Source organism: Vibrio sp. TBV020 (assembly GCF_046056895.1).
In the GTDB taxonomy this organism is placed as follows: Bacteria; Pseudomonadota; Gammaproteobacteria; order Enterobacterales; family Vibrionaceae; genus Vibrio.
The window spans coordinates 392,819-407,250 of record NZ_JBEEAQ010000001.1 but is presented as its reverse complement, the minus strand read 5'-3'; the positions used below and the strand labels follow the sequence as shown (position 1 = coordinate 407,250).

Below are 14,432 nucleotides of genomic sequence, written 5' to 3'. Positions count from 1 at the left end.
AATTGATATTACGTATTCAAACGTAAGGCGTCTGTCAGACTGTGTAAGTTTAATCACGCTTTTTGTAAAGCTTTTGTTTACATTCGTAACAATGAGATGACTCAGTAAAACTTAGGTCAACAGACTAGACGTAATATCAGTTAGTTGTCATGGGTAAAGGGTTGCCACTTTTATTTGTGGTTCGGCAGATAGGCTATATTTATCTTAGCGTCAAATGACGAGTTACTACCTAATTAGCTGTTATCAATTGCCATTTTTGATGCCGGGGCTAACTTGGTATTTGATTTGCTTAATTGATTACCGTGTAGTGCTTGATTGCCACACAAATAAAACAGAATGGTGTCGGCAGTGGATGCATAGGACATGGACATGAGAAAAGTCGGACTACTGGTTTTAATTTGTAGCGCACTGATTGGGTGTAGCTCGAAGTTTGTCTACAACAATATGGATTGGCTGCTTGTAGAGTACCTCGAAGACTATGTTGAATTGAACAATGATCAAGAGGCTCTGGTTGAGCGAAGAATTGCAGTATTGAGTGAATGGCATCGTCGTGAGGAAATTCCTCACTATATTGAACACCTCGATGAGTTGATGGCGATTGAACCTAAAACTTTCACGCTTGACCAGCTAGAAGCACAACAAGATAAACTCCAACAACATTCTTTGCGTTTGGTCGCAAGGGTTGCGCCTGAAATGTATGCCTTAGCACGTGAACTATCCGACAGCCAAGTTGATGAGCTGATGGACAGTATTCGAGTAAGACACACCAAATACAAGAAGAAGTATCAAGGCCTCAGTGAAGCAGAGATTAAGGCTCGTTACAAAGAACGAATTGTGGATAGCTTGGAAACTTGGATGGACGATCTCACCAAAGAACAGTTAGAGATTGTAAATGTTTGGGTTGATGAGCTTTATGTGACAACAGGTGATTGGATCAACTATCAAACCAATATGCGCATCGAAATGAACTCCTTGCTTGCTCAGAGGCTCAATGTTTCGAGCTTCCAACCACAATTTAATAAGTTGATGTTTAACCCAGATAGCCTTTACCCACCTCTGCTAGAAGAAAAGATTGAATACAACAAGCAAATAGGCAATCAGTATTTGGTTAAAGTGATTAATTCAATGACGGATGATCAAACGAAATTTTACCGCGCCGAATTACAAGATTGGAAAGAGCTTGCTCAAGCTATCCTTTAAACATGTTGATAAATGAGATCGCCGACTATTTGAACAATATCCAAGGCGGGTTAGAGTAAGGGATTATTTTTCAACTCAGTCAATAAGATGGAATGGATTCTATTATTTGGTGCTGGTGTCCTTGGAGGGATACTAAATAGTATCGCTGGGGGAGGGAGTTTTATCACTTTTCCCGCTCTTATGTTTGTTGGTGTGCCGCCAGTTATTGCCAATGCGACCAATACATTTGCCGCGTGTGCGGGTTATATCAGTGGCACTTACGGTTTTCGTGATGATATTGCGAAAAGTGGTGATCGTTTAGCTTCAACAATATTTTATAGTCTCTTGGGCGGTGGTGTTGGCGCTTATTTACTGCTGACGGTTTCTGAAACTCAATTCTTAACGGCGATTCCATGGTTGTTGTTATTTGCCACTCTACTATTTTTGTTTGGTGAGCATATTAGCAGTGCTTTAAGCCGTATTTCAGGCCTATCGGGTCATCGTTCGAAGATTGGTGTGCTAGCTGTGACCTTGATGTTGATTATCGTCTCGGCCTATGGAGGCTTTTTTAATGCGGGCCTTGGTGTAGTGGTTTTAAGTTACCTTGTATTGGCAGGCTATCGTGACATTAACCAGATGAATGGTGTCAAACTGCTTATCTCCTCATGCGTTTCTTTAGTTGCCATCGTCATCTTCGTGATTGATGGCTCAATTGATTGGAGCAGAGGCGTTGCGGTTATGCTAGGGACATTGTCTGGTGGTTATGTGGCAGCAAGGGTTTCGCGAAAAGTTGAACAGCGTTATGTAAAAGGCTTTGTTGCACTGTCGAGTATCGTGATGACTGTCTATTTCTTTATTGATACTTATATGTAGTACAACTTATCGCCAATTGAGGGCAGTCACACTCATATCTCTTTTGACTTCAATTTAGGTTAATTTAGTTTTCTTCTAGGCATACTGAACTTGTCAACTAGAGGCGGCATCAAACCTTGTTGACGTTCTATCAGGTGTAGGGGGATTTATGAGTAGAAAACTAGGCAGAGTCATGTCGAGCAGCCGTATGATTACCTTCATCGCTTTTTTAGCAGCCACGTTTGCATGGATACTGCATATGCCGGCGTTGTTCACGGTCTCTTTTATCGCGTTGATTGCTAGTGGCGCCTTGTACCTAAATGATAAGTACAAAAGTCGAAAAAAGAGCGCCTAGTGGCGCTCTAATATAGGTTAGAAGAATCCAAGTGGATTAACGTCATAACTGATCAGTAGATTTTTGGTATTTTGGTAGTGGTCGAGCATCATCTTATGCGTTTCACGGCCGATACCGGACTTCTTATATCCGCCAAATGCCGCGTGAGCAGGGTAAGCGTGATAACAGTTAACCCATACTCGACCTGCTTCAATATTGCGACCCATGCGATACGCTAAGTTTGCATCACGTGTCCAAACCCCTGCACCTAGCCCATATTCAGTGTCATTAGCAATAGCGAGAGCTTCAGCTTCATCTTTGAATTTTGTTATGGCGATAACCGGTCCAAAAATCTCTTCTTGGAAGACTCGCATTTTGTTATTGCCTTCTAACAACGTTGGTTGAATGTAATAGCCTGACTCAATATCACCCGTTTGATTTGAAATCTCACCGCCAAAGACCACGTTGGCGCCTTCTTGACGGCCAATCTCTAGGTAGCTGAGGATTTTATCAAATTGCTCTTGAGAAGCTTGTGCGCCAACCTGGGTGTTGGTGTCTAATGGATTACCTTGCTGAATCAGGTGTGCGCGCTGTGCCACTTTTCCGATGAATTTGTCATAGACTGATTCGTGCACTAAGACTCGTGAAGGACAGGTACATACCTCCCCTTGGTTAAAGAAGGCAAGCAAGGTCCCTTCAATACATTTTTCTAAGTACTCATCTTCATGATCAAAGATATCTGGGAAATAGATATTTGGTGACTTGCCACCCAGCTCGACAGTTGAAGGAATAAGGCTCTCAGCGGCACATTTTAGGATATGATGACCGATCTCTGTAGAACCTGTAAATGCTAGCTTAGCGATGCGTTCGCTAGTGGCAAGTGCTTGGCCAGCCTCACTGCCGAAGCCGTTGACCACATTTACGACACCCGCCGGAATAAGATCGCCGATTTTCTCCATCAGTAATAATATGGAAGTCGGTGTTTGTTCTGCCGGTTTTAATACGACACAGCAACCAGCTGCAAGAGCTGGAGCTAACTTCCACGCTGCCATAAGCATTGGGAAGTTCCAAGGGATGATCTGTCCGACGACACCAATTGGTTCAGGGAAGTGATAACTCGCCGTATTAACATCGAGCTCCGCAGCACTGCCTTCTTGTGCTCGAATGCAGCCTGCAAAGTAACGGAAGTGATCCACAACCAAAGGTAAATCTGCTGCCAATGTCTCTCTAACAGGCTTACCATTTTCCCAAGTTTCTGCCACCGCTAGTTCTTCAAGGTTTTGTTCAATTCTATCTGCTATTTTAAGCAACATATTTGAACGTTCAGTTACGCTAGTAGAAGCCCAACTTGCGCGTGCTTTATGAGCGGCATCAAGCGCCAAGCTGATATCAGCTTCACCAGAACGAGCGACTTGGCAATAGACTTGTCCATTGACTGGTGACGTGTTTTCGAAGTACTCGCCAGATACAGGCTTTACCCATTCTCCCCCGATATAGTTGTCGTAATGTGTTTTAAAATTAACGATGGACTCCTGGCTGCCTGGTTGCGCGTAAATCATAAAAATATCCTTATTGTGTTTACTTTTTGTGTGTTATTTATCGCGGTTGTCACAACCTCAGTAGGTGAACAATTCGCGAGTGAGCGAAGTAGGTAACGCAAATCACAGACCAAATGTTAAAAACTTGTTGTATTTTTTGTCTAAAGCTAGAGTGTTCAAAGGCTACACGAAGGCGTTTTAAACAGAGGCAATAACTGGACAGTCGTAACAATGTGTTCAGTTGTTCATTATTGGAACACTTAGAGTGTTCCGTGCTGGGACAGGTATGGAATTACAATCTTTTGAAACAGACGGTTGGTTGGCTTCCTCATGGAAGAGAAGCTCTAATGCAGGTTTGAAACAAATAAAGAAACCAGATGATATTCATTTGCCGAGATCGCTGTTGAAAGAGAGGCGATCTATGTCTCAGGTCGTAATTGAGGCGGTCGAACAGTCTGCACTCCCTCTTTTTAATCAAGTCCTTGCTCATAGCGACAGCCGTTTGATCTTGACGGATCCAGATGGTGTTATTCTTGCCGCTTGGGGCCAAGATAGATTTCGAGAAAAGCTATTATCTATTGCTTTAGAGCCTGGGAGTTGTTGGCAAGAGAAGTTAAAAGGGACGAACGCGATTGGTACCGCCCTGTATGAACAGCGAGCGGTTTCAATTATTGGCGATCAACACTTTATTAAACAACACCGATTTATAAGCTGCTCGGCAAGCCCACTGTTTAACTCTGAGGGAAAGTTAGTTGGGGTTCTTGATATTACGAGCGAGCAAAGTCGGCATGATGTCACGGTTCAGGTCTTAGTCCAGAACATGGTGCAATTAATCGAAAATCACATGCTGACTCATACTCCCAATGGTGCAATTCAGATCAACCTAGCGCATGATGAGTCGGTATTGAAAAGTGGCTGGCAAGGAATTGTGATTGCAAACGAACATGGAGAGGTATTGGCGCACAATCAAGTAGCAGCACAACTTATCCCTGAAGTGCCATTGCTTGGTTCGAGTATTGAGACTCTTTTGGAACACCGAACAGAAGGGCTGTATCCATTAGTCTTTGACCAAAAGGCGTTAGGAAAAAGCAAACGACCGAAAAAGAGCTTAAGCCCGTCCAGTCAGCTTCATTATGGGGAAGAGAGGATAGAGTTGGCTTGGCAACAAGCAAATAAAGTCATCGGGCGTGATATCAATCTTCTGATACTGGGCGAAACTGGAGTCGGTAAAGGAGAGTTTGTTAAAGAATTACATAAGCAAAGCAATCGCGCCAAACAACCATTAATTACAGTAAATTGCGGTGCATTACCTAAAGATCTAATTGAATCAGAACTGTTTGGGCATGCCCCTGGTGCATTTACAGGCGCGAGCAAACAAGGTTACTTAGGTAAGATACGTCAAGCGGACAAAGGGATTCTGTTTTTGGATGAAATAGGAGAGATGCCTTTGGAAGCACAATGTCGTTTGCTAACAGTCTTACAAGAGAAAATGGTGGTGCCAGTCGGTGGTGTAACCAGCCATAAAGTTGATATCCAAATTATTTCTGCGACCCATCAAAATTTGGCTACATTGGTTGATCAAGGCATGTTTCGAGAAGATCTTTACTACCGTTTAATTGGGCTCGCAGTTACTCTGCCTCCACTTAGGGAGCGTCAAGATAAGCAAAATATCATCGAAGCCATCTTTGCCAAGTACAGACAAGGAATTCAATCGATTTCTCCTTCGTTAATGGCTGAATTAATGACTTATGAGTGGAAAGGAAATCTAAGAGAGCTAGACAACTTACTGAAAGTCACTGCTTTGATTGCCAGTGAACAAGAAGAGCTTTCGGTAGAGCATATCCCTGAGCATCTCGCTCAACCATTGATGTCTACTGCTATGTGCAAAGAAGATACTTCAGGAACAGACTTAAATACCACATTAAATCAAACACTTATCAGTGCCTATAAAGTACACCAAGGCAACATCAGTAAAGTTTCACGTGTATTAGGGGTAAGTAGGAACACCGTGTACCGAAAGCTTAAAGTATTAGGTCTAATACCCACTAAGTAACGCTTTGCCCAGAAAGTGCGGGGTGGTACAGCGGCTGAATGATGTGACCTTCGGGATCTTTACAATGAAAGCTTCTAGCTCCGTCACTGTGATCATGCGGTGAATCGAGCAAAGGAACGCCTTTAAACAGCATATATTCATACCATTGATGGAGCTGTTCTTTACTTTCCACAATCAATCCGAAGTGGTCAACGCTAATTGGAGAACAAATCCGCTGCGTCTTAGCTCTACCCAAAGAAAGATTGTCACACCCATTTGTTAGGTATATTAGGTTGTTATTTGCGCGGCGAAGAATCTTCATACCGATCACTTCGGTGTAAAATGATTCACACTCTTCAAACTTTTGCACCACTAAGGCTATATGTCTGATACCTGAAAATGCTTTTGGTCTTTCCATGACTTAGCTCCTTGTTTTAAATTTTGATTGTTATTGTATACAATCTGTATGTAATATATCAAATAATGACAATAATTTCAGGGAGAAAGTATGAGTATGTATTGTATCGTTGTTTCTAATCGCGTGAAGGAAGGGCGAGAAGGGGACTATCTAGCCATCATGCAAGAGAATGCAAAGTCATCGGTCAACAATGAAGTTGGATGTATACAATTTGATGTCTTGGAAGATACTTCGAATCCCCAACTATTCCATCTTTATGAAATCTATCAGTCTTCTGAAGCATTGGCTGAGCACAAAACTACAGCGCATTATCTTTCAAGTAGAGAAAAGCTAGCGGATATTGTCGTGGAGCAATCGGTAATTCGCTCTAATGTCGTTATGATGAACACTAAAAACTAGTTAGGAGAAATAGAACAATGCTATGGAAAGTATATTTAAGTGGAGAAATACACACAGATTGGCGTGAGCGAATCATCGATGGTGCGAAGGCCAACGATCTCAATGTCCAGTTTTTCTCAGCTAATACTGATCATGAATCAAGTGATGCAGCGGGTGATTTGCTGAGAGGTAACGAATCTAACTTTTGGAGAGATCACCAATCCTCTAAGGTCAATTCTATTCGCACTTCTACGTTGATAAAGCAATGCGATATAGGAGTCGTGCGCTTTGGTGATAAATACCGTCAGTGGAATGCAGCATTTGATGCAGGAATGTTAGCTGCACACAATAAACCCTTTATCACTTTACATGATGAGGCTCTAGTCCACCCTCTTAAAGAAGTTGACGCGTCGGCAATGGCTTGGGCAGAGACCCCAGAGCAAGTTGTAGAGCTACTCCGTTATGTAATTAACTCACGTTAGTTAAGCAAGCGATGACTATGGCTACGAGTTTTCCGAAAGATTCGTAGCTACATTTAAATGAGGTTATACACTATAACCCAAAGGCATAACTTATTATTAATTAGCCATATATTAAATTCACTTCAAGAATAACTCTCTTCGTCAATTCAACCTGCTCATATGTTGAGCTTAAACATTAGTTGTCTCAAAAATAATAAGCTCTAAATCATAGTTTCAAATCTAAGACTTATAGGTCTATTTATGTTTTTTGTTTATTAAATCTGACTTTTTGCGATCTGTGTATCAAACAATAGTGAAAAAAATAATAGATATGTAATCAATTTATGGAGGCATATTTAATTCATTTTTAAGTTATTTTGATTATCAAAAATGAGACTTTACAACTCGTGTGTATATATTTAAAAATGAGACCGCCTAGTCCAGTAATTGAGATGGGCAGATTCGATCATCATTATTTATAGCAATCTAATAACCACAAGGTTAAAGGTGGTAGCGTACTAAAATATGGACATGACAACGTACAGTAAGGTTAAGTTTGGTGAAGAAGAATCAAATGCACTCTATCGAGTAATTGATGGTTTTATAATTATAATATCATTGCTTACCATATCCCTTTTATATTTGGGGTCTATTTCAAAAATATATATCGTATCTGGTTTGATATCAGCGCTGCTATTTGTTTTTTTTGCAGAGCAGTCGAGCCTTTATAGAAATAGAGGAGCATTTACTCAAAAAGGTGAATTTAAAAATATACTCTCAGTTTGGATGCAAACACTATTAGTATTGTTGCTCTTTGCATTTTTTACAAAGTGGACCGAAATTCACTCGAGAGTTGTTGTGACTGCGTGGATGCTAGCTACACCGATCACTCTTATCACTTGTCGCCTAGCGGGCAACCAATTGTTGCGTTCGCACTATAAGAAGTTTGATTACAAACAAAAGGCGATAATTGTTGGTGTATCGAATGCTGGTATTCGACTTGCTCAAGATATTCAATCTGACAAGTCATCGAACTTGGAGTTTGTTGGCTTTTATGATGATAGAGAGCCGAGTCGCCTGCCTGCAAGTAGCCAAGAACATCAAATACTGGGAACAATTGCAGACTCAGTAACAAAAGCCAAAATGCGTGAAATTAGACATGTATATATTGCGCTCCCGATGGGAGAGGTTAAGCGAGTCAAAGATGTTGTGAACATGTTTTCAGACACAACGGCGCGTGTGTACTTAATCCCTGATATCTATACGTATGAACTGATGCAAGCACGTTGGAGAACAATAGGCAATAGTCCAACAATTAGCATTCAAGATACGCCATTCTATGGGCTGGCAAGCGTTACTAAAAGACTTGAAGACATTGCTTTAGCATCTTTAATTACTCTTTTAATCAGCCCTGTTCTCTTTTTTGTTGCGTTAGGTGTCAAGCTCTCGAGCCCAGGCCCGATTGTGTTTAAACAACTCAGATATGGCTTAGATGGTGAAGCGATTGAGGTCTGGAAGTTTAGGTCAATGAGAACAACGGACAATGGCTCTGTGGTTAAACAAGCAACCAAAAATGACCCCAGAGTGACAAGGTTTGGTGCGTTTATTCGAAGAACATCCTTAGATGAGTTGCCACAGTTTATTAATGTACTTCAAGGGCGAATGTCCATTGTTGGGCCAAGACCTCACGCTGTCGCGCACAATGAAGAATATCGACAAATTGTAGACAAATATATGCTTCGTCATAAAGTCAAACCCGGCATCACAGGGCTTGCTCAGGTGAATGGTTATCGAGGTGAAACCGATACCTTAGATAAGATGGAAAAACGAGTTGAGTATGACTTGAGGTATATCCAAAACTGGAGTTTAACCTTAGATATTAAGGTGATTGTTCTAACCGTCTTTAAAGGTTTTGTCGGAAAGACGGCATACTAAATAGATAACATTTTGAGCAAGTAATGATTAAGAAAATACTAATTGTAATTTTTGCAATGGTGAGTTTTAGCTCGCTCGCAAAAAGTCATGGAATAAAAGACTATCTCGTTTCTCCAGGAGATGTAATTAATATTACTGTTTACGGAGAAAACGATTTAACGATCGATAAATTACATATTGATACTCGAGAAATAATCGAGTTCCCTTATTTGGGTAATCTGTCAACTAAAAATAAAACACTCAATTTAATTCAGAAAGAGATTACAGATGGTCTAAAAGGAAGCGTGCTAATTAACCCTAAAGTCTCTGTGACTATCGAAAGGTACAGAAATATCTATGTAAATGGTGTTGTTAACCATCCAGGAGCGTTCGAATGGCAGCCTGGTTTAACAGTAGAAAAAGCGGTATCGCTAGCGGGTGGTTTTACTGCTAGATATAAGAAAACGCGCGATATCTATCTTACCAGAGAGAATGACCTTAAAGGGTTGAAAGGTAATGAGTTAGAAGAGTTCCTAAAAGACCAAGAAGAAGTTTCTCTTACGCAGTTTGTGGGACCTGGCGACACCATATACGTCGTAAGCACATTATTTTAATCATTCAGTTAACGTTAGCTAAATTTCATGCAACTACTAAAAACAGAGCAAAGCTCGGCATCATTGCAACTTATAGACTTAGGAAAATATTTAATCCTTCTTCGTAAGAATTGGTTCAAGATTGCCTCATTCTCACTACTAGTAACCGCACTTGTGGTTCTAATTGTATTTTCAATGACACCTAAGTTTCAGGCTACGGCGATTCTAATGATAGAGGCAGAAACCAACAAAGCTGTTTCTATTGAAGAAGTTGTTGGAATTGATTCGACCAAGAAAGAGTATTACCAAACTCAGTTTGAAATCCTTAAGTCAAACCAAATTGCGGAAAGAGTCATTGAAAAACTGAACTTAGAAGATCTTGCTGAGTTTAATAGCACATTGAAACCCAATACGTCGATTTTAGTAACGCTCAAAAACTTGCCTCTTTTTCAAGCTTACAGTGTTCAAGAGTCTCCTACTGATAGTGAGTTAAGAGAGTCTATACGACAAGAGGCCATATCGACCTTTTCAAAGCAGTTAACTATTACGCCGATTAGAAAGACGCAACTTGTTAAAATAAGTTTTTTATCAGATAACCCTCAATTAGCAGCTCAAATAGCAAATGAAGTGGGTAAGGCGTACATTGAGTCAAATGTTGAAGCGCGACTAGCGGCAACCAAAGACGCTTCTATCTGGATCAGTAACAGATTGAAAGAGCTTCAAAGTGAATTGCTAGCTTCGGAAACAACGCTTACAGACTACTTAACCCGTGAAGAGTTGATTGATGACAGCGGTATTGATGCATTAGCAAGTGCTGAAGTCAGTAATTTGAGTGAACGACTAGCTGAAGTGACAGATAGACGTATTGAAGTTGAATCAGCGTATTCATCCCTGCGTCGTGGCAAAAATCTAGACATAACAACCATCGCTTCCATTCCTGCTATTTCGACACATCCACAGGTTGTTGAAATTCGCAAGTTGCAGGTCACTGCTGAAAAGAATGTGCGAGAGCTAGCGCTTCGTTATGGGCCAAAGCATGAAAAAATGCTTCAAGCTCATGCGCAACTCGACTCGGTTAAAGAGCAATCAAAGCAGTTAGTTGGACAGCTCATTAATGGTATGGGCAAAGAATTATCATCACTAAGAGCGCAAGAATCTTTGCTTAGTAAAGAGCTAAGCCGCAAAAAGAAAGAGTTCCAAAGTCTTTCCGTTAAAAAACGAGAATACGAGTCTTTAAAACGCGAAGTGGAAACTAACCGCCAAGTCCTGAATTTATTTCTAACACGCCAGAAAGAGACAACCGCGACAAGTGATTTCCAAGCGGCTAACGCGCGTTTCACTGACCTGGCAAGGGTACCGCTTTCCCCAATCAAGCCGAATAAGAAGTTGATTATAGCGATGGCATTGGTGGCATCATTCGGCTTCGCGGTTGTATTAGTGTTCGTTTTAGATGCGATTCGCAACACCATCTCATCGGTGAAAGATTTTGAAGAACGTTTTGGTTTAGTGCCATTAGGCGGAATACCGCAGGTGGTGAATAAAAGGTTTAAGCGTGAGAACTTAGATAACTCTGTCTTCTTTGATACTGAACACCTGCCATTTAGTGAGTCATTCCGTTCTATTCGAACAGCATTGACACTCAATTTGATGAATAGTGGCAAAAAGCGCTTAGCTGTTACTTCGTCTCTGCCTAGCGAAGGAAAAACAACGTGTTCGATTAATTTGGCGATGGCATTCGCGAAGGTCGAAAATGTAATACTCGTTGATTGTGACTTAAGAAAACCTGCTGTAGCTGAACGCTTTGGATTGAAGAAATACCATCAAGGTTTAACCAACCATCTACTGCTCGGTACAAATTTAAAAGAGTGTCTGATTAAAGATGAAGCCTCAGGTCTAACGGTATTGCCTGCTGGCATGCTTACCCCAAATCCTCAAGAGCTGCTCAGTTCGGAAAAGTTCGCCAAGTTGTTGGATAAACTAGAGCAACATTTTGACAGAGTCATTGTTGATACACCCCCGACTTTGATGGTGAGCGATAGCATGGTTATCAGTAAGTTGGTAGGCAGTATCATCGTGGTCCTAAAGGCAAACTCAACACGAGTTAATAGTTTAAAAAATACGATGGCACGGTACATAAGCCACGATATCTCAATTGATGGCGTCATTGTCAATCAAGTTACTAGCAAGACACTCAAAGCGGAATATGGATATGGCAGTTATAGCAAATATGGCGCTTACGGAACCTATGGTGAGAACCATTTAGCCGAGCAATCGTAAACCACATTCATAATGAAGCATACCCTGTATGGGCAGGGATTATTTTTAAACTCAATAGAGCTCTTAGATTATGGAAAATAAGAAGATTCTTACTGTTTTTGGTACGCGCCCTGAAGCGATCAAAATGGCTCCCCTTGTTCATGCTCTTAATGCAGACGAACGCTTTGATGCACGATGTTGTGTAACTGCTCAACATCGAGAGATGCTAGACCAAGTCTTAGAATTATTTGAGATCACACCAGATTACGATTTGAATTTGATGAAGCAAGGTCAGACGCTCAATGATGTCACTTCACGAATACTCACTGAACTAAAACCTGTATTAGAAGAGTTTGAACCAGATGTTGTATTAGTCCATGGAGATACTGCTACAACTTTTGCTGCCAGTTTAGCGGCTTATTATCAACAAATCGAAGTTGGTCACGTTGAAGCAGGCCTGCGTACAGACAATATATATTCCCCTTGGCCTGAAGAGGGGAATAGGAAACTAACCGGAGCTTTGACTAAGTATCACTTTGCACCGACGGAAACTTCAAAACAGAACCTACTTAAAGAAAATGTTGTGGAAGATACTGTTTCTATCACCGGGAATACGGTTATTGATGCGCTATTGATGGTGAAAGAAAAAATAGCGGCAGATACAGCATTAGAATCTTCTTTATCGGCACAATTTCCGTTTTTGGATAGCAATAAAAAACTGGTTCTTGTTACAGGTCATAGGCGTGAGAGTTTCGGTGGAGGCTTTGAACGCATTTGCCAATCATTAGCACATGTAGCAAAAGCACATCCCGATGTACAAGTTGTTTACCCGGTTCATTTAAATCCAAACGTTCGTGAACCTGTTAACAGAATTCTACAGAATGTCGACAATATACATTTGGTAGAACCGCAGCAGTACTTGCCATTTATTTACTTAATGAGCAGAGCTTACATCATTTTGACCGACTCAGGTGGAATTCAAGAAGAAGCCCCTTCGCTTGGTAAACCAGTTCTTGTAATGCGTGATACTACGGAACGCCCAGAAGCAGTCGCTGCAGGGACTGTACAGCTAGTGGGTACCGACATGGACAAGATCATTACTGGTTTGGAAGCGTTACTCACGGATAGCGAGGCTTATCAAAAAATGAGCTTTGCTCACAACCCATATGGCGACGGACGAGCATGTCAAAGAATATTGGATAGATTAGCTAATTAATTGGATAGATATTATGTCATTTGAAACAGTGTCAGTTTTTGGACTAGGTTATATTGGGCTTCCTACTGCTGCCGTTATTGCATCGCGCGGTATTAATGTTGTTGGTGTTGATGTCAACAAACACGCAGTGGATACGATAAATGCAGGCGATATTCATATCGTAGAGCCTGATTTAGATATCGCTGTGCGAAGTGCTGTGAACGTTGGAAAACTGCGCGCTACGACCACAGCAGAAAGTGCAGATGTTTTTATGGTTGCGGTTCCAACACCATTCCAAGGAGATGATCATGAGCCTGATCTCTCCTACATAGAATCAGCCGCTCAAGCGATTGCCCCAGTCCTACAGAAAGGCAACCTAGTTATATTGGAATCGACCTCTCCGGTAGGTGCGACGGAAAAGCTGGCTGAATGGTTAAGTAGTGCACGTCCAGATTTGAGTTTCCCTCAAGACGTTGGTGATAGTGCTGATATAAAAGTTGCTCATTGCCCCGAGCGAGTTTTACCTGGTTACGTGATGCAAGAGCTTATCTCCAATGATCGAGTTATTGGTGGTTTATCTGGAGCTTGTGCTCAGCGTGCGAAAGAGTTGTATCAAACATTTGTACGAGGCGAATGTATTGTGACTACTGCTCGAACGGCGGAAATGGCTAAGTTGACGGAAAACTCATTTAGAGATGTGAACATCGCCTTTGCAAACGAGCTATCAATAATCTGTGACAAGTTAAAAATCAACGTTTGGGAGCTTATCAAGCTAGCTAACCGCCATCCTCGAGTTAATATCCTGAACCCAGGGCCTGGTGTGGGTGGCCACTGTATTGCTGTTGACCCTTGGTTTATCGTGAACAGTTGCCCTGAAGAAGCAAAGCTGATTGAGCAGGCTCGATTGGTTAACGATAGCAAGCCACACTATGTTGTCGACCAAGTAGCAAAGGCAGCTGATCAGTTTAAGCGCCCAGTAGTAGCCTGCTTAGGTTTAGCATTCAAAGCTGATATTGACGATCTTAGAGAGAGTCCAGCGGTGCAAATTGTTGAGGCGCTGGAACAGCGAGACGTAGGCCAGTTGATCTGTGTTGAGCCAAATATAGACGTTCTTCCTAAGTCTCTATCTGAAAAAGGTATTTCGTTAAGTAGTTATGAACAGGCGATTGAACAGGCTAATGTAGTCGTTATTTTGGTTGACCATAAGCAGTTTAAGCTAGCTGATCAGCTGGATTTAGCCAAGAAAGTCGTCATTGATACGAGAGGCCTCATAAGAGGTTAA

Annotated in this window: 13 protein-coding genes; 11 read left to right on the top strand and 2 right to left on the bottom strand. The window is 41.5% G+C overall.

Translation table 11 applies throughout. The features are described from left to right. Nucleotides 1-369: 369 nt before the first annotated feature. The 3 genes from AAFX28_RS01665 (at nucleotide 370) to AAFX28_RS01655 (ending at nucleotide 2,386) form a co-directional block, all read left to right on the top strand. Nucleotides 370-1,200 carry a DUF6279 family lipoprotein gene (locus AAFX28_RS01665; protein WP_408685045.1) on the top strand — a complete coding sequence of 277 codons (831 nt, stop codon included), beginning with the start codon at nucleotides 370-372 and terminating at the stop codon, nucleotides 1,198-1,200. A gap of 87 nt (nucleotides 1,201-1,287) precedes the next feature. Continuing rightward, nucleotides 1,288-2,052, top strand: coding sequence for a sulfite exporter TauE/SafE family protein (locus tag AAFX28_RS01660; RefSeq protein WP_408685043.1), 765 nt, complete (start codon nucleotides 1,288-1,290; stop codon nucleotides 2,050-2,052). Nucleotides 2,053-2,200: 148 nt separating this feature from the next. Then, complete coding sequence (locus tag AAFX28_RS01655; RefSeq protein ID WP_408685041.1) at nucleotides 2,201-2,386, top strand: hypothetical protein; 186 nt, start codon at nucleotides 2,201-2,203, stop codon at nucleotides 2,384-2,386. A gap of 17 nt (nucleotides 2,387-2,403) precedes the next feature. Here the strand turns inward: AAFX28_RS01655 and AAFX28_RS01650 are convergent, their stop codons facing one another. Further along, nucleotides 2,404-3,924 carry an aldehyde dehydrogenase family protein gene (locus AAFX28_RS01650; protein ID WP_408685039.1) on the bottom strand — a complete coding sequence of 507 codons (1,521 nt, stop codon included), beginning with the start codon at nucleotides 3,922-3,924 and terminating at the stop codon, nucleotides 2,404-2,406. 265 nt (nucleotides 3,925-4,189) lie between these two features. Here AAFX28_RS01650 and AAFX28_RS01645 point away from each other — a divergent pair, with 265 nt between their 5' ends. Next, entirely contained in the window at nucleotides 4,190-5,956 is a 1,767-nt protein-coding gene (locus AAFX28_RS01645) for a sigma-54-dependent Fis family transcriptional regulator (protein WP_408685037.1), read from the top strand. Here AAFX28_RS01645 and AAFX28_RS01640 read toward each other — a convergent pair. After that, nucleotides 5,949-6,353 (bottom strand): VOC family protein, encoded by a 405-nt coding sequence (locus AAFX28_RS01640; RefSeq protein ID WP_408685035.1) that lies wholly within the window; start codon nucleotides 6,351-6,353, stop codon nucleotides 5,949-5,951. The genes AAFX28_RS01645 and AAFX28_RS01640 overlap by 8 nt on opposite strands. A 90-nt stretch (nucleotides 6,354-6,443) precedes the next feature. Between AAFX28_RS01640 and AAFX28_RS01635 the strand changes: the two genes are divergently transcribed. The 7 genes from AAFX28_RS01635 (at nucleotide 6,444) to wecC (ending at nucleotide 14,432) form a co-directional block, all read left to right on the top strand. Next, entirely contained in the window at nucleotides 6,444-6,752 is a 309-nt protein-coding gene (locus tag AAFX28_RS01635) for a putative quinol monooxygenase (protein WP_408685033.1), read from the top strand. A gap of 17 nt (nucleotides 6,753-6,769) precedes the next feature. Then, the gene (locus AAFX28_RS01630; RefSeq protein WP_408685031.1) at nucleotides 6,770-7,213 is read left to right on the top strand and encodes a YtoQ family protein; all 444 of its coding nucleotides are present in this window, start codon (nucleotides 6,770-6,772) and stop codon (nucleotides 7,211-7,213) included. A gap of 504 nt (nucleotides 7,214-7,717) precedes the next feature. After that, nucleotides 7,718-9,127, top strand: a complete 1,410-nt coding sequence (locus AAFX28_RS01625) for an undecaprenyl-phosphate glucose phosphotransferase (protein WP_408685029.1) — start codon at nucleotides 7,718-7,720, stop codon at nucleotides 9,125-9,127. A gap of 23 nt (nucleotides 9,128-9,150) precedes the next feature. After that, nucleotides 9,151-9,720, top strand: coding sequence for a polysaccharide biosynthesis/export family protein (locus AAFX28_RS01620; protein ID WP_408685028.1), 570 nt, complete (start codon nucleotides 9,151-9,153; stop codon nucleotides 9,718-9,720). A gap of 27 nt (nucleotides 9,721-9,747) precedes the next feature. Continuing rightward, entirely contained in the window at nucleotides 9,748-11,976 is a 2,229-nt protein-coding gene (locus AAFX28_RS01615; protein ID WP_408685026.1) for a GumC family protein, read from the top strand. A gap of 70 nt (nucleotides 11,977-12,046) precedes the next feature. Next, nucleotides 12,047-13,171 carry a non-hydrolyzing UDP-N-acetylglucosamine 2-epimerase gene (gene wecB / locus AAFX28_RS01610; RefSeq protein WP_408685025.1) on the top strand — a complete coding sequence of 375 codons (1,125 nt, stop codon included), beginning with the start codon at nucleotides 12,047-12,049 and terminating at the stop codon, nucleotides 13,169-13,171. A gap of 13 nt (nucleotides 13,172-13,184) precedes the next feature. Next, on the top strand, nucleotides 13,185-14,432 hold the full coding sequence (gene wecC / locus AAFX28_RS01605) for a UDP-N-acetyl-D-mannosamine dehydrogenase (protein WP_408685023.1): 1,248 nt from the start codon (nucleotides 13,185-13,187) through the stop codon (nucleotides 14,430-14,432).